General features: G+C 46.0%; 15 protein-coding genes. 10 read left to right on the forward strand and 5 right to left on the reverse strand.

Going from position 1 to position 16552, the window contains the following annotated elements; all coding sequences use genetic code 11:
- Window positions 1-11 precede the first annotated feature (11 nt).
- A complete protein-coding gene (locus ICN18_RS05865) occupies window positions 12-1880 on the reverse strand; it encodes an extracellular solute-binding protein (RefSeq protein ID WP_216189581.1) in 1869 nt (622 codons plus the stop codon).
- Window positions 1881-1930: 50 nt separating this feature from the next.
- On the opposite strand from ICN18_RS05865, the gene fabI reads away from it, so the two are divergent.
- The 6 genes from fabI to ICN18_RS05895 all read left to right on the forward strand — a co-directional run bounded on the left by fabI (window position 1931) and on the right by ICN18_RS05895 (window position 8299).
- Window positions 1931-2716: an enoyl-ACP reductase FabI gene (fabI, locus tag ICN18_RS05870; protein ID WP_216189583.1), complete on the forward strand. Its 786-nt coding sequence runs from the start codon at window positions 1931-1933 to the stop codon at window positions 2714-2716.
- Window positions 2713-4053, forward strand: a complete 1341-nt coding sequence (chrA, locus tag ICN18_RS05875; RefSeq protein WP_216189584.1) for a chromate efflux transporter — start codon at window positions 2713-2715, stop codon at window positions 4051-4053. The genes fabI and chrA overlap by 4 nt, the downstream gene beginning before the upstream one ends.
- A gap of 33 nt (window positions 4054-4086) precedes the next feature.
- The gene (locus tag ICN18_RS05880) at window positions 4087-4971 is read left to right on the forward strand and encodes an HTD2 family dehydratase (RefSeq protein WP_216189585.1); all 885 of its coding nucleotides are present in this window, start codon (window positions 4087-4089) and stop codon (window positions 4969-4971) included.
- A 20-nt stretch (window positions 4972-4991) separates the two neighbouring features.
- Complete coding sequence (locus ICN18_RS05885) at window positions 4992-6368, forward strand: MmgE/PrpD family protein (RefSeq protein ID WP_216189586.1); 1377 nt, start codon at window positions 4992-4994, stop codon at window positions 6366-6368.
- A 25-nt stretch (window positions 6369-6393) separates the two neighbouring features.
- A complete protein-coding gene (locus tag ICN18_RS05890) occupies window positions 6394-7239 on the forward strand; it encodes an HpcH/HpaI aldolase/citrate lyase family protein (protein ID WP_216189587.1) in 846 nt (281 codons plus the stop codon).
- Window positions 7240-7309: 70 nt separating this feature from the next.
- Complete coding sequence (locus ICN18_RS05895; protein WP_216189588.1) at window positions 7310-8299, forward strand: tripartite tricarboxylate transporter substrate-binding protein; 990 nt, start codon at window positions 7310-7312, stop codon at window positions 8297-8299.
- A gap of 78 nt (window positions 8300-8377) precedes the next feature.
- Here ICN18_RS05895 and ICN18_RS05900 read toward each other — a convergent pair whose 3' ends face one another.
- From ICN18_RS05900 to ICN18_RS05910, 3 genes are read right to left on the reverse strand one after another with little or no spacing between them, the layout of a single operon-like run.
- Window positions 8378-8992 carry a hypothetical protein gene (locus tag ICN18_RS05900; protein WP_216189589.1) on the reverse strand — a complete coding sequence of 205 codons (615 nt, stop codon included), beginning with the start codon at window positions 8990-8992 and terminating at the stop codon, window positions 8378-8380.
- The gene (locus ICN18_RS05905; protein ID WP_216189591.1) at window positions 8992-10251 is read right to left on the reverse strand and encodes a sialidase family protein; all 1260 of its coding nucleotides are present in this window, start codon (window positions 10249-10251) and stop codon (window positions 8992-8994) included. The genes ICN18_RS05900 and ICN18_RS05905 overlap by 1 nt, the downstream gene beginning before the upstream one ends.
- Window positions 10248-11969, reverse strand: a complete 1722-nt coding sequence (locus ICN18_RS05910) for an ArnT family glycosyltransferase (protein WP_216189592.1) — start codon at window positions 11967-11969, stop codon at window positions 10248-10250. The genes ICN18_RS05905 and ICN18_RS05910 overlap by 4 nt, the downstream gene beginning before the upstream one ends.
- A 181-nt stretch (window positions 11970-12150) precedes the next feature.
- Here ICN18_RS05910 and ICN18_RS05915 point away from each other — a divergent pair, with 181 nt between their 5' ends.
- The 3 genes from ICN18_RS05915 to ICN18_RS05925 all read left to right on the forward strand — a co-directional run bounded on the left by ICN18_RS05915 (window position 12151) and on the right by ICN18_RS05925 (window position 14336).
- A complete protein-coding gene (locus ICN18_RS05915; protein WP_216189593.1) occupies window positions 12151-12486 on the forward strand; it encodes a c-type cytochrome in 336 nt (111 codons plus the stop codon).
- An 11-nt stretch (window positions 12487-12497) separates the two neighbouring features.
- Window positions 12498-13772 (forward strand): NAD(P)/FAD-dependent oxidoreductase, encoded by a 1275-nt coding sequence (locus ICN18_RS05920; protein WP_216189595.1) that lies wholly within the window; start codon window positions 12498-12500, stop codon window positions 13770-13772.
- A gap of 105 nt (window positions 13773-13877) precedes the next feature.
- The gene (locus tag ICN18_RS05925; protein WP_216189596.1) at window positions 13878-14336 is read left to right on the forward strand and encodes a phosphate-starvation-inducible protein PsiE; all 459 of its coding nucleotides are present in this window, start codon (window positions 13878-13880) and stop codon (window positions 14334-14336) included.
- On the opposite strand, the gene ICN18_RS05930 is transcribed toward ICN18_RS05925, so the two are convergent.
- Window positions 14311-15759 carry a TAXI family TRAP transporter solute-binding subunit gene (locus ICN18_RS05930; RefSeq protein WP_216189597.1) on the reverse strand — a complete coding sequence of 483 codons (1449 nt, stop codon included), beginning with the start codon at window positions 15757-15759 and terminating at the stop codon, window positions 14311-14313. The two genes, ICN18_RS05925 and ICN18_RS05930, sit on opposite strands and share 26 nt — an antisense overlap.
- An 86-nt stretch (window positions 15760-15845) precedes the next feature.
- On the opposite strand from ICN18_RS05930, the gene ICN18_RS05935 reads away from it, so the two are divergent.
- Window positions 15846-16547, forward strand: a complete 702-nt coding sequence (locus ICN18_RS05935) for a pirin family protein (protein WP_216189598.1) — start codon at window positions 15846-15848, stop codon at window positions 16545-16547.
- The last annotated feature ends 5 nt before the right edge of the window (window positions 16548-16552 follow it).

Raw genomic sequence — 16552 nt, forward strand, 5'->3', positions numbered from 1 at the left:
TTGTCCTTGCATTATTTAGCCTCTTCTTTCCACCAGTTTTGCATAATCCAAGGCTCAGCTTGGTAATACAGAGGTGGTTCTGGGTAACGCATCTCGGTACGGAAGGCAATACGATGCGTGGGGTTGTACCACTGGGGTATGACGTAATAGCTATTCCACAAAACACGATCTAGCGCCCTACAGGCAGCGCGCAACTCTTCGCGATTCTGTGCTTTTGTAATCTCATCTATTAAAGCGTCAACCACTGGCGACTGTATTCCAATGATATTGTCCGAACCCTTTGTTTTGGCTGCTTGACTGCCAAAGCGGTCCCACAATTCATTGCCAGGATTTTGAGAATCAGGAAAACGACTGGTGGTCATATCAAAGTCATACTCATCCATGCGCTTTTGATACAAGGCAAAGTCGCTAGTGCGGATATCTAACTGGATGCCTAGCTTTTCTAAATTACGCCCGTAAGCAGAAAGGACTCTCAAGAAAAATCCACCGTTCTCAACCATCTCAATCCGAAACGGTTCACCCTTTTCATTGCGCAGAGCGCCGTCGCGATACTGCCAACCAGCATGCATGAGCAACTCTCGTGCTTGGCGTAGATTTTGACGAAGGCTGCCCGGTGACTTTGTCGAAGGTGGCGCAGGCATTGGGCCAAACACAGCATCGGGAACCCACTGTGGATATTTAGCCTTAAGCGGTCTGAGTAATTTCAACTCTGCTTCAGTAGGTTTGCGTGGGCCATCATAGTTGGCACTTAAATCGCTATTAGTAAAGAAGCTGTTGATGCGACCGTACTGATCAAAAAATATTTGACGATTGAGCCACTCGAAATCCAGAGCTAAGCCCAATGCTTGACGAACGCGCGGATCTTGCAAGCTAGGTTTGCGGACATTCATGGCAAAGCCTTGCATACCAGCACCATTGTGATTGATGAAAGCTTTCTTGAGGAGTATGCCGTTATCAAATTTAGAGCCTACGTATCCCTTAGCCCAAATCTTGGCGCGGTACTCCACCAGAGCGTCAAACTCCCCTGCTTTAAAGGCCTCTAGCCTGACAGCATCATCGCTATACAACTTATATAGAACGCGATCAAAGTTATAAAAACCCACACGCACATTTAATGGTTTACTTAGCTGATCAGCCCAGTACTGTGGATTTCTTTTATAGGTAATCGATTTACCGGCCTTGAAGGACTCAATTAAATACGGACCGCTACCAATAGGCGTCTCAAAGGCAATCTTGTCAAATGCAATCATGCTACCGTCAGGACGCTTACCCCAGTTCCGCGAAAAGATGGGCAATGTACCGACCATGATTGGTAATTCAGTATTGTTGTTTTTAAAGTCAAACCGCACAATACGATCAGAAACAATCACCGCTTGTTTCACATCTGCAAAAGTGGTTTTGTAACGTGGGTGGGCTAAGCCACTCATTAAAGTATCAAAACTATATTTAACGTCTGCTGCTAATACTGGAGTTCCATCTGAAAACTTTGCTTCTGGACGAATCCGAAAAGTCACTGACTTACGATCTTTAGCAACGTCAATGTCTTCTGCTAGCAAGCCATAAATACTCGATACCTCATCGGCACTTCCTTCAGCTAGAGATTCAAACATCAAATCAATGCCTGGAGCTGTTACCCCTCGCAATGTATATGGATTGAACTTATCAAAACTGGTTCTTTGGCCCGGATTTGGCAAGGTGAGCGTTCCACCCCGTGGTGCATTGGGATTGACGTAGTCAAAATGAGTGAATCCGTCGGGATACTTAGGCTTCCCGTACTGTGCAATTCCCTGCCCTGCCTGTGCCATATTCGCGCCAAGCCCCACTAGCAGGGCTAGCAGCAAGAAATGGGCAATTTGGCGAATGGGTTTCAGGGTAGGCATATATGCAACAATTGTAGATAGCTAATCATATTTGAAGCAAAGGACACAACATGGGCTTTCTCACCGGCAAAAAAATCCTCATTACCGGCCTCCTCTCAAACCGCTCTATCGCGTACGGCATCGCCAAGGCCTGTCACCGTGAAGGGGCTGAACTAGCCTTTACCTATGTAGGTGAGCGCTTTAAGGACCGCATCGTTGATTTTGCAAAAGAATTCGATACCGAACTGATTTTTGACTGTGATGTCGGCAGCGACGAGCAAATCAGTGCCCTTTTTAAAGATTTAGCCAAATCCTGGCCTCAGTTTGATGGTTTTGTTCATGCCATTGGCTTTGCCCCACGTGAGGCAATTGCTGGCGACTTCCTAGAAGGACTTTCTCGTGAAGGCTTCAAGATTGCGCATGATATTTCTGCTTACAGCTTCCCTGCCATGGCAAAAGAAGCGCTTCCGATGTTGCGTGATAAATCTTCATTGCTCACGTTGACGTATTTAGGCTCCATGAAGAATGTTCCTAACTACAACACTATGGGTTTGGCAAAAGCATCACTCGAAGCTTCTGTTCGCTACCTCGCAGGTTCAGTTGGCCCTAAAGGCATTCGTGCCAACGGCATCTCTGCTGGCCCAATTAAAACTTTGGCAGCCTCAGGCATCAAAGGCTTTGGCAAGATTTTGCAAGCCGTTGAAGAAACAGCCCCACTACGTCGTAACGTGACGATTGATGATGTGGGCAACACTGCTGCCTTCTTATTATCTGACTTAGCTAACGGGATCACTGCTGAAATCATTTACGTTGATAACGGCTTTAGCCAAGTTGTGGGTGGAATGGACGAAGTTTGAGCGTTCCCGCATCAGTCACCCTGCGTGAAGCCCTGAAGTTTTGGGCCAAGCTGGGTTTCATTAGTTTTGGTGGCCCCGCAGGACAAATTGCCGTCCTGCATCAAGAGTTAGTTGAGAAGCGTCGCTGGATTTCCGAGCGGCGCTTTTTACATGCGCTCAACTACTGCATGCTGCTGCCTGGGCCAGAAGCCCAACAACTAGTTACTTATATTGGCTGGCTTATGCATCGCAGCTGGGGCGGTATTCTGGCGGGCACGCTATTTGTTTTGCCTTCGCTATTTATTTTGATTGGCTTGTCTTGGGTATATCTTACTTTTGGACAAGTTCCATGGATCGCCGCCGTCTTCTTTGGCATTAAGCCTGCTGTCACCGCAATTGTTCTTCACGCCGCAGTGCGAATTGGTAAGCGCGCTATTCATAACCAAGCACTGCAGTGGATTGCTCTGGGATCATTTCTGGCGATCTTCATTCTGAATCTTGCTTTCCCAATCGTTGTTGCCATTGCGGCTACCATTGGTTACTGGGGAGGCAAGCGCTACCCAGAATATTTCCAACAAGATGGTGGGCATGATGGAAAAGAATCAAAACAATATGGCAGCGCCAACATTGATGATCACACACCAACACCAGAGCACGCTACATTTTCGTATTCAAAAACGATTCGCCATAGCCTAGTTGCCGCTACCTGCTGGTTACTACCGATTGCTGCCTTAGTAGCCATTTTCGGCTGGAAGACTTTATTCCCCAATATCGCGTGGTTCTTTACCAAAGCGGCATTCCTCACCTTTGGTGGTGCTTATGCAGTTTTGCCATATGTATATCAAGGCGCTGTAGATCACTTCCATTGGCTCAGCGCTAGTCAAATGATTGATGGTTTAGCGCTTGGTGAAACTACACCTGGCCCACTCATCATGGTGGTAGCTTTTGTGGGCTACCTTGCTGGGCACATTCAGCATCTCATTGGCAATACCAATCCATTTTGGTTTGGAGTGATTGGCGCGTGCGTTGCCACCTGGTTTACTTTCCTACCCTCTTTCTTTTTTATCTTAGTAGGCGGCCCATTAATTGAATCAACTCATGGCAAGCTTGGATTTACCGCTCCACTCGCGGCAATCACCGCTGCAGTTGTTGGCGTTATTGCCAATCTAGGCCTCTTCTTTGCTTATCACGTATTTTTACCAAGGGGCTTTAGCGGCTCGATTTCTTGGGTCTCCATTCTCATTTGCGCTTTAGCTGGGTTAGCCTTATTTAAGTTTCAAAAAGGCGTTCTCTCAGTATTAGGCGGCTCAGCACTAGCCGGATTGCTCTTTCATTACATCTCTATATTGATAGGGTGATTTTTGGGGTGAATTTTTTCCAGGATTGGCATAATGGGAGCTATGCGAATCGAACCTCAAACCATCACCCACCTGCAAGAATGGCTTGGTAAATCCGAGTCTCTTCAGGATACTGTCACAGCAGCCCCTGTACGCGCACTATCAGCAACTTTAGACCGCGATGATGCTGCGCCAAGCCAGGGTACTTTTTTGCCTGAGCTATGGCACTGGTTGTATTTCCTGCCGCATGCTCGCGAATCTGAAATTGGCCCCGATGGCCATCCAAAACGTGGCGGCTTTTTACCGCCTGTACCGTTACCACGTCGCATGTGGGCAGGCAGCCGTATTGAATGGTTAAAGCCCCTGGCGGTTGGCGATGAGATTGAACGTGTATCTACGATTGAGTCCGTCACTCACAAAGCGGGTCGGACAGGCGATTTGATTTTTGTATTGGTTAATCACAAGATTTCCAATCAAGATGGTCTCGCAATTATCGAAGAACACGACATCGTCTATCGCGATGCCCCAGGTCCTGACGACAAACCCGCTGCACCTACACCTGCGCCTACAGATGCCAAGTGGGGCAAAACCATCACTCCAGACGATGTACTTCTGTTTCGTTATTCAGCTTTAACTTTTAATGGTCACCGCATTCATTACGATCGTAAGTATGTGACTGAGGTTGAAGGTTACCCTGGCTTAATCGTGCACGGACCCTTGATTGCAACTCTGCTAGTTGACTTAGTTCGTCAAAGCATTCCCGGCTGCAAGCTCAAGAGCTTTGAGTTCCGCGCCATACGCCCTACTTTCGATATCAACATCTTCAAAGTAAACGCCAAGCCTGATCTCGAAAAAGATCCTAGTGGAAAGACCATCTCTATTTGGGCGCAAGATCATGAAGGCTGGCTCACGATGCAAGCTACTGCTGTATTAGCTTAATTCATTAAAGATTTTTATTCATGACTACTCAAGACTTCTCTCGTGAACTAGCGTGCTTTGCAGCCAATCTAAAAGCTGCTGATATTCCAGCTGATGTGATGAACCGTGCCGAAGACCTATTGGTTGACTGGCTTGGCTCGGCAATTGCTGGCAAAGGATCTCGCCCAGTTGAACTCATTACGCAATTTGCACAAAATATGGGCGGTTTTAGTGATGCGCACATGGGTCCTGCAGAGGTTTTAGTATCACGTAAAACGTCTAGCCCCTTTTTAGCAGCAATGGCTAATGCTGCGGCATCCCACGTTGCCGAACAAGATGACGTTCACAATGGCTCAGTTTTTCATCCAGCAACCGTAGTCTTTCCACCTGTACTTGCTTGTGCTCAAGCCATTGGTGCTTCTGGTGAAGATGTATTGGTTGCTGCAGTGGCGGGCTACGAAGTAGGCATTCGGGTAGGAGAATTTTTAGGTCGCTCGCATTACAAGGTATTTCACACCACCGGTACAGCGGGCACTTTGGCAGCGGCAGCAGCAGTTGGGCGCCTACTAAAACTCAACCCAGAGCAAATGCTCAATGCCTTTGGTTCTGCGGGTACGCAGTCAGCCGGTCTTTGGGAGTTCCTGCGTGATGCAGCAGACTCCAAGCAACTACATACTGCACATGCTGCTTCCACAGGATTAATGTCTGCCTATATTGCGCAGGCTGGCTTTACGGGAGCAGAACATATTTTGGAGGGCAAGCAAGGCTTAGCTGCAGGCATGTCTAGCGATAGCGATCCCAGTAAATTGATTGACCGTTTAGGCAGTCGCTGGGCTTTAGCAGAGACGAGCTTTAAGTACTACGCCTCATGCCGCCATACACACCCTGCCGCAGATGCTTTGCTACAAGTAATGCTGGTGAATAAACTTTCTCCAGGTGATATTGCCAAAGTAGAAACGCTTGTTCACCAAGGTGCTATTGATGTTTTAGGCCCAGTGACTGATCCAGCGACCGTGCACCAATCGAAGTTCTCCATGGGCACTGTCTTGGCTTTAGTTGCCCACTACCAATTTGCCGGCTTACAAGAATTTGACCAGCACTTTCATGATGATGAGATCTGCGCCTTCCGTGAGCGCGTATCGATGACTTTAGATCCTGAAGTCGATGGCGCTTATCCACAACGTTGGATTGGTAAAGTTAAAGTTCATCTTAATAATGGCCAAGTTTTGGAGGGTCGCGTTGATGAACCCAAAGGAGATCCCGGAAACACCCTTTCTCGCGCCGAAATTACCGATAAAGCTATGCGCCTTGCTGCTTTTAGCAATGGTGCTAGCCCAGCGGAGATGAGCAAAGCCATTGATCTCTTGTGGAATATCCGCAAACAAGCCAAGATAGGCTTTCTTCTTCCATCGAACTGAACGCGAACAAATTCCAAACTTATTTATGAATCCACTTGAAACGCCCCTAGGCTTTAGTACCAACTTTCTCTTTGTACCAGGCACGCGCCCCGAACGTTTTGCAAAAGCCCTTGATAGCGGAGCGAGCGGTGTTGTCCTAGATCTAGAAGACGCTGTGCCTGAAGAAGATAAGGCCAATGCGCGTGATGCCATTCGTGCTGCGTGGCCTAGCTTTAGCCCCGAGCAAAAGAAGCGTCTAGTGATTCGTGCCAATGCACCCGGTACCAAGTTTTATTCTGCCGATTTAATCTTGGCTCAAGAATTGCAGATTGCCTGCTTATTAATTCCAAAGAGCGAATCCCACGACCAAATTAATGGTGCCGCCTTGATATTACCCAATACTGCGATCATCCCGATGATTGAAACTGCGATTGGCTTGGATCAACTAAAAGAAATTGCAAGCTCTAATCAAGTCATTCGCCTTGCCTTAGGTAATTTGGATTTACAAGCTGATCTGGGCATGATCTGCGATCGTCAAGAAACCGAATTACAAATGGCGCGCTATCAAATTGTCTTGGCATCTCGACTGGCACAAATTGCCCCTCCTATTGATGGGGTTACACCCTCTACCGATGATGTTGAACGCATTACGGATGATGCGGAGCGTGCAAAACGCATGGGCTTTGGCGGAAAACTCTGCATTCACCCCAAGCAAGTGGGTATTGTGACCAAAGCCTTTACCCCTACAGAGGAAGAGCTGGCCTGGGCCAAGCGTGTTATTGAAGCCGATCAGACCTCCAAAGGCGGCGCAGTAAAACTGGATGGCCGCATGATCGATCGTCCAGTAGTTTTATTAGCCCAAAGGACTCTGGCAATTACTGGTAAACACTAGGGTCTTTTATTGCTGAAAAAGTTATAAAACTGGCAAAATTGGTCAACATAAAAACAAGATGGAGACCAAAATGAAAATGAAGCAATTTGTATTTTCAGGAATCGCTGCTGCATTAACAGTTGGCGCATTCCTTAGTACCAGCGCCCTCGCTCAAAAAGATTGGCCTACTAAATCGATCACACTAGTTGTTCCGTTTGCCGCTGGCGGCCCTACAGACTCAGTGGCTCGCTTGATTGCTGTGCCAATGGGTCAAACTCTAGGACAAACTGTAGTGGTTGAAAACGTCAACGGCGCTGGCGGAACAATCGCTTCTACCAAAGTAGCTCGTGCAGCTCCTGATGGCTACACCATCTATTTGCATCACATGGGAATGGCAACTGCTAATGCGCTGTACGACAAGCTCCCATACGATCCTTTGCAAAACTTTGAATACATCGGTCAAGTAGCTGATGTACCAATGGTGCTCTTGGGCAAAAAGGATTTGCCAGCAAACAACTTTAAAGAGCTCGAAGCCTACATCAAGGCTAATGGCTCTAAGGTGACCATGGCAAATGCCGGACCTGGTGCAGTGTCTCAGTTATGCGGACTACTGTTTCAGAGTCGCATCGGCGTGAAGCTGACCAATATTCCTTATAAAGGAACTGGCCCTGCTTTGACTGACTTGTTAGGCGGTCAAGTAGATCTTCTTTGCGATCAAACTACTCAAACTATTCCTTACATCAAGGATGGCCGAGTAAAGGCTTTCGGCACAACCACCTTAAAACGCTTACCAGCAATTCCTAATGTCCCGACATTGGATGAGCAAGGCCTTAAGGGTTTTGAAGTGAAAGTTTGGCACGGCATGTACACACCAAAAGGCGTTCCAAAACCAATCTTGGATAAATTGAATGCCGCTTTGAAAAAGGCACTTAATACTCCTGATGTACAAAAACGTTTAGCCGATGCCAATATTGATATCGTCTCACCGGAGAAGATGACTCCTACTGGCCTTAAGTCACACCTTGAAGCTGAAATTAATAAATGGGGTCCAATCATTCGCAAGTCTAATATTGCGGACTAAGCATCGATTGCAGCACTGAATGCACCAATGAAAAAGCCAGCAGATGCTGGTTTTTTTGTTTCTATGCATTTGACTCTATTAACCTGGTCTAAAGAGATAACCAGAGCGGGCTTTATCTTTTTTCCTTCTGTACATCATTCCAATGCAGGCACATATTGCCCAAATTGCTAAGATTGGATCAAGCAGATAGTCCCAGAGATTGGCTGACTCATGCCAATGGGCGGCCCATGCAATGATGGCAAGGGAGATAATCCAAACGCCCTTATTCCAATTAGCCAACCCACAGATCAAAGCAAGCAATAGCACCACAAGCAGAAACACAATGGATCCATAGCCCCAGGCATACGGATCAATCATTCCCAAGCCCAAGGCAAAAGGATAAAAACAAAATGCAATGATTGCCACTGCAAATTTAAATATAAGCGGCGTCGGTTTATGAGAAGGCAGCAATGAACTCCACAGCAATAAAGTCAAAACAGCACTCAAATCACCAGTGACACCGCGTACATAAGCGACTAGAGGCAAGTCCATACCTAGTGGCCAAAATAAAAGATTGCCAATTAAGAGCGCTAAAAATAGCTTTACAACAAAGGGTAGTGGATTTGGAGAGAGCTTTTGCAGCGCCCAAATAAAGACTACCGCACAGGTAATAGACAGCTCAATTAAGGCCAAGGTTTGCATTAAAGAATTCATTATTGAACCTCCTTACCTGAGGCAGTTTCTTCTTGTGATTTATCTTGCGCTCGCGCTTCTGTCTGAATCTTGCCAAAAGCCTGTTTTAACCAAGCGCTGGAAAAATAGCGATGTCGAATCTTTTTGCGATCCCAGGTGTATACCAAGTGCGCATCATCACCATCAACAGTAATCAAGTATGGATACGAGAATTCTTTACGCTGAGAATCAGGCAAAGCCTCATCGTCTTCGATTACCTCAACGGTTTGCCATTGCCCTACCTTGGGATCACTCATCAGCAGGACCAAACGATAGCGGCCATTTTCAATATTATTTAAGACCAAAATACGTGCGCCGCTTTTTAGGGCTAGCCCAGCAACAGCGGAATTCGGATTAGCAATCGCTAAATCTTCTGACTGTTGCCAACTTTGACCCGCATTTTGGGTGTGGCTCACAGGAATTTGTTTTGGCAATCCGGAGCTGCGCGTTTGCCGGAAATAGGCGCTGGCATCCTGATCGTCATTTACAAATACCAAGGGCTGAATAGCACTGCGCCCAGAGCTCATGCGACGTTTATCGATTACCCGTCCCGCATCGACCCTCAGAAATTCTCCAAATCGCCCTATCCACTCATGATACGCAGGTATACCCAAGAGTCCGTCGGTATAGGCAACACCGGGAGATTTAACAAGGGTGCTTAAGTTAAGTAAAGGTGAGCTAATGAGGCGCTGCGGATTGCTCCACGTTAAACCCTCATCATCCGAAGTGATTGCAGAAATTGAACTGCCCGCCCAGCCGCCTATAGAAACCGTCACAAAAAATAATTGCATACGGCCATCTGCCAATCTAGCGGGAACAGGATTGCCCAGCTTGGCAATATAGCGTGACAAGCCCCGCTCTGCGCCAATGCGATCCATTACAACCGTAGGCGCACTCCAGTTTGCAGACTTCGCGTCATACACAGAGCTATAGATAGATACGTCAGCAGCGCCTTCACGACTTCCAGAAAACCAAAATGCACGTACTGCGCCGTCATTGAGCGCAATCAGAGATGCAGCATGCACGGAGGGCATGCCCGTATCAGGCAGCCAATTAGATTGAGGCGTGGGTGTGCTGACTTTTATTAAAGGGATTACTTTGGCGCTTATAGACTCGTCAAGCTGTTCATTAACAGGAGATGGAGAAACCACAAATGGCACCCACACCGGACGACTATCTATGTGTAGAAAGCCAATCACCGCAGCCAGCAATAAAAAACAAAGGGCAATGACTCGACTCATCTACAAACATCCTTTTGGTTTGATAAATCCGGATTAGAGGCTGGAGTAGAAACCAAATACTCAGTAACAAATAAATACTTTCCAATCTGCCCCATCAACATTTGTTGAATTTCTTCATTGGAGTGACGCGCCCTCATCTCCATTCTTTGCCCAACAATCTGACAAGAATCACAAAGAGTAGGCTGAATACCTAATGGTGCATGCACTGCTACCAGCGGATAAGTGGACACCAGGGTTGCACTATCAGCAGCATCTTTTGCCAAATACCCATGCAGTTTTGCGCCCGGAATTAATAAACGATATTCCTCATCCTTAGCGCGATAGTCGCACGGAATCCAAACATCTTTATCTTGTAACTGAGCAATCGTTTCTGCGGAGTAGCGCCCTAAGCTCCCCTCTAGTGGAGCAAGACTGCTGGTTAAGGCGCAATAGACTAAAAAGCAAGCCGCTAAAGAAAAGGTTTTGGTGAGGGTTCGCTTCAATAAACCAAGCAAGACAAGCACAATTCCTGCCAACATCAAAACCCAATGGCAATTGGAGTAAGTCCAAGCGCCTGCATCTCCCATGAATTGTGAAAGCTGCAGATTGATGCCAATCCAAAGCAAGATCGATAACACTAGCAACTGCAAAAACAAAGCAATCCTAAATCCCCATAAAGGCAATCTATCCCAATACAAGGCAATCAGCGCAGCAAAGGCCGGCATTACAGGTAAGAGATAGCGACCAGAGCGCTGGCTAGGCAAGCTAAATACGATGAAGAATGCAGCAATCAATAAGAGCAAAAGAACTTCTTCAAGGTTAAGAAAACGGCGTTTGTGCCAGCACTGAATCAAAGCGGAAATCAACACAACACTAAATAATCCGGCATTGGCAATCGTAGTGAGTATTAAGAGCCATATGCTGTCACCACCCCGTAGCATATCCATCAAGTAATTGGACTGACGCGCGGCAAACTTACCAGCATTCTCACCAATAACGAATTCTTTCCAAACGGCTTCTGGGTTTGGATCCATAGCAAACCACACGGCAAATACGCCAAGGGCAAGTACGGCAATCATAATTACTTTATAGAGATCTTTGAGCAGCACTTGCGAAATACTCCACCGACGCCAGCGCCAGTAATAGAGTCCCAAAGCAAATGAGGCTGGAGCAATGTAAGCGAACGATTTTGCAAATAGAGCAAAACCCAAGCAGACACCTGCAAAGAGCGGGAAAAAGAATTTAGACTCAAATGCACTCTTGCCCCAATACAAGATTGCAAAGAATGGGAGCGAAATCCAAAATACTTCTGGCGGATCTGCCAAGAAGGGTCGACCGTAACGATAGGTTGCAAAAAAAGAAAGCCAAACTAAAGCTGCCAGTAATCCAGTTTGGGTTTTGCCACTGAAACGACGCACCGCCAAAAATAAGAAAAATGCTGTGAGCGCTGTATATAAAACACTGGGCCAACGCAAGTTAGCTAGAGTCCATTCGCTTGCCCATTGGGTACTAGCAATACCCTGCCAAAAAATGAGTGGGGGTTTCGTGTTTTTGATGCCATCCATTTGCGATTGGAGCGGTAGCCAGTGCCCCGTATCTGCAGTCATGCGCACAATATGCATATAGGGGTATTCGTCCCCATTTTTAGGGGCAAATCGGCTATCCAAACCATAAAGATAGGTAAATATACCTAAAAGCAGTATTAATAAGGCGGAACGATAAGAAAATGTACTTCGCATTCCTATAGTTTATAGGGCTTACTAGAAACTCGAATAAAAATGGCAATAACTAGATTTTCGAATGAGCTTATAAAAAATGTGTATCAAATGAGTGCCCTTTTCGAGCACATTCTTGATTAAGATGCTAGCAAAGCAATATGTAATTTATTACCCAGAACTATTCTGAACGGAGACAGATTTTATGCGAGCACAGTTTTTGAAACCCGCAGCCTTATTGTCAATTCTTATTGGCATAAGTTATTGGAGCGGAAGCGCTCTTGCCCAAAATGCCGATGCAAGCAATTTATACAAACGTGGTCTAGCTGCCACTTGCGCAAACTGTCACGGAACTGATGGTAAAGGCGTTGTTAATGGCAGCATGCCATTGATCAACAATCTCACCAGCGAACAAATGCTCACTCAACTGAAAGCATTTAAATCTGGCGCACGCGAAGGCACCATCATGCCGCAATTAGCCAAGGGCTACACAGACGAGCAACTCGAAACTATCGCCAATCAACTTGGCAAGAAACAATAAGGAAGCACATCATGGATCGTAGACACTTTATTGGGAACAGCGCAGCTGCCCTCGGTTTACTTGCAGGCTTCTCAGGTCAAGCACGAGCTAACTTACAAAAAGCAGAAATCCTCGTTATTGGCGGTGGATATGGTGGTGCTACAGCCGCCAAATATTTACGCCTATTTTCAAATAACACCGCAAACGTCACTCTGATTGAACCCAACACATCTTTTATTTCCTGCCCAATGTCCAACTTAGTCATTGGTGGATCACGTAGCTTAGCGGAAATTACCTCTCCTTATGACACCCTTAGCAAACGTCATGGCATCAAGATTATTCAAGACAGCGTTGCTAGCATTGATCCAGACAAGAAAACCGTTAAGTTAGCCTCTGGAAAAACGTTGCGTTACGACAAGGCCGTGGTGTCACCTGGTGTATCACTCAACTTTAAGAGCGTTGAAGGTCTTGCTCAAGCCAATAAGGATGGTGTGACTTTGCAAGCATGGAAGGCTGGGCCAGAAACAGTTGCACTACATAAGCAAATAGCTGCTATGCGCGCAGGTGGTACTTTTGCAATTAGCATTCCTGAGGCCCCTTACCGCTGCCCTCCAGGCCCTTATGAGCGTGCCTGTCAAGTAGCGAACTACCTTAAGCAACACAATCCTACCGGTAAAGTACTTATTCTGGATGCCAATCAAGATATCACATCCAAGGGCGCACTATTTAAAAAGGTGTGGGCTGAACAGTACGCCGGAATTATTGAGTACCGTCCAAAAAGCAATGTCGTAGGTGTTGACGCCAAAACAAAAACCCTCAAACTCGAAGTTGAGGACGACGTGAAGGCAGATGTCCTTAATGTCTTGCCGCAAATGAGCGCAGGTGAAATTGCTATCAAAACTGGACTAGCGAACTCTAATGGTCGTTGGGTCAACGTCAATTTCCTAAACTTCGAATCCACTGCACAAAAAGATATTCATGTTTTAGGAGACTCGATTCAGGTGGCATACGCAATGCCCAAGTCTGGTCATATGGCTAACCAACATGCCAAAGTGGCAGCTGCAGCAATCGTGGCAGAACTCAGTGGCTGGGAAGTAAATCCTGCCCCCGTACTCACCAACACCTGCTATAGCTTTGTAAATGACCGAGAAGTGGTTCACGTCGCTAGCGTCCACCAGTACATTGCTGCCGAAAAAACCTTCAAGCCAGTTCCGGGATCGGGAGGCCTCTCTCCAGCGCCCTCTACCTTAGAGGGCGTATATGCCTGGGGTTGGGCTCACAATATTTGGGCAGATAGCTTGGGTTGACCTAAGTCAACACTTCAAAAAAAAGGGGCCTGAGTGCCTCTTTTTTTGTTTATATGCCACTATAGATACCTATACTGTGCAGAATAAATAAAAACTGGAGGCTTTATGAATATGACCCCTACCTCACCAAAAGACGCATCAAAGCTGGAGGATGCCATTGAAAAATGGACTGTTCCGATTGGTAACTTGTTTGTCTCTTTATTTCATCGAATTGCGCTTTTTGGAATTGGTGCTGCAACCGTATGGTCAGCAGCCGTTGCCTTTCTCGGAATGGTACACAAGGGATCTGCATCGATTGAAGATCTGCTCTTGCTTTTTATCTATCTAGAAATTGGTGCAATGGTTGGTATTTACTTCAAAACCAACCATATGCCGGTACGCTTTTTGATCTACGTAGCGATCACTGCAGTCACTCGCCTCATTATTGACTTAGTCAATACCAAGCATGAGGCAGACTTGCCCATTCTCTATATGGGCTTGACCATCCTCATACTTGCGTTAGCCAATGCCGTAGTACGCTACGCGTCCTTTAAGTTCCCTAGTAGAGGCGGGGAGAGCGAGTAGCACTTAATAAATCTGGGTCAACACCCATATCGAATTGATAGGGGTGTTCACCCCTATTTAAACAGCTACGTACGTAATCAATACTGGTTCGCAAAGCATAGTAATCACTGGACAGGCCTTTCGAGATTTTGATATTTAAGGCCTGATTCTCAAGTGCATTAAGCCTCTTCAGATACTCATCACGCTGTTGATCATCAAAGCCATTTAACAACTCTTGTTCCAAGGACTTTAAGGCACTATATAAGCGATTAATTTTGTTTTGCATCCTCCTTCTACGAAAGCTCGGCAATGCTTGCAAAAGAGGATAGGAGATGATTAAAAACGGCAGAACAATAAATACAATATGGTTTACCAACTCAGCAAGCCAAAATGGCAGGTGCGAAAGTAAAGTGACCATAAAAGGACTTCTGTTCTTTTCATATTGAATTGCAATGGGGCTTTCTGGAAGCATTGTATTTTTGAACGATGGGAACTCTCCACGCTCGGCGAAAAAAGTCGCCTTACCATTGATCTCTCTTGCAGCCTCTAGAAATAAAAACTGAATGGCCGGATGCATACGATCATCAATCAACAGATTGGTGGTCGTAGCTAACAATTCAATATCCTGATTAGGGAAGTTGCGCTTTAAATCAAATGCGCCCTCAGGCACTTTTAAAACTGTGAGATAAGGTATCAATTTTGTATAAGCGCCAGCCCGCCCAAATGTAGCGATATTTAAATTAGGATTCTTTAATAAGGCTTGAACATTGGACGAATAGAAGGTATCAACCATAAAGACACCATCAATCTCACCCTTCTCCAGAGCGTCAACCGCTTTACCCCCGGGAAGATTTACAAAATTAACTCCAGGATCAAAGCCTGATAAATGAAGAAGTCTGATGGCCTGCGCGTACGTTCCACTGCCCTTAAGACCGATGGAGATTTTTTTATTAAGGAAGTACTTAAATTTGCTATCTACCGCCTGAAACTCTTTTGAATTTAATTCTGGACCTCGATAAAAAAACCAGATTGGATCATAAGCAATGACACCAAGGGAATGGATGCCCGTGACGTCATTAGTTGATACAACCCCTGCCTGCACAAATGCAGCTTGCAAAGGATCATTACGATCAGATAAGCGATCTATATTTTCTTGTGCTCCATTTGTAGGAACCAGCTCCAGGGTAATGCCTTTTTTGGCAAAGTACTCCGCATACTCTTTGCCGAGAATTTCATTGGAACTACCAACCGTTCCGGTTGCCATCATTACATGATTTGGGGGCGGCGGATCCGCATAAATCCCGATACCCAACAAAAGCACTATTAGGAAAATCAATATCGGCCAAGTCTCTTGCAAAAACTGGGTGAAATCCGTCCACCCCTCTTGAATACTCTCCGAGAGGCCTAGAAAGGTTTCTTTAACATTTTCTTTAAAACTTGCCATACTCTACCGATCAGCAATTTTGGACAAAGCTAATGATAATGTGCTTATTCATATTCTTTTAATTAGCTTTTTAACACTCTTAAACCATGATTACTATCAGAAAATCCCAAGAACGAGGCTATGCTGACCACGGCTGGCTTAAAAGCTTTCACTCATTCTCTTTTGCTGGCTACCATGACCCGCGTTTTATGGGCTGGGGGAACCTCCGGGTAATTAACGAGGATCGAGTTGCTGCGGGGATGGGTTTTGGCAAACATGGCCATCGTAATATGGAAATTATTAGCTACGTTCTCTCGGGTGAATTGGCGCATGAAGACAGCATGGGGAATGTCAAAGGGATTCCTCCTGGAGATGTTCAGCGCATGAGCGCAGGCAGCGGAGTAACTCATAGCGAGTTCAATCACGCCAAAGATCAAACCACTCATTTTTTGCAAATCTGGATTGAGCCCAATGTTTTAGAGATAGCCCCAGACTATGAGCAAAAAACCATTCCGGTAATCGAAAAGGATGGGAAGTTGCGTCTTATTGCCTCCCCCGAGGGAAAAAATGGTGCCGTCAAAATTCATGCGGATGCCAAGGTATACGCCGGACTCTTCAATGGCCCTCAATCTGCAGCAATTGATCTGGATCCAAAGAGAAAATACTATGCTCACCTCATCAAGGGGGCGCTCACCATTAATGGCAATGCGCTCAATGGTGGAGACGCCCTGCTAATTGACAATGAATCCAAGCTTGAAATCAGCAATGGCCTAGATGCAGAAGTGCTGATTTTTGACTTGAGTCATTAAATATT

The sequence above is a fragment of the Polynucleobacter parvulilacunae genome, from assembly GCF_018881715.1.
GTDB lineage: Bacteria > Pseudomonadota > Gammaproteobacteria > Burkholderiales > Burkholderiaceae > Polynucleobacter > Polynucleobacter parvulilacunae.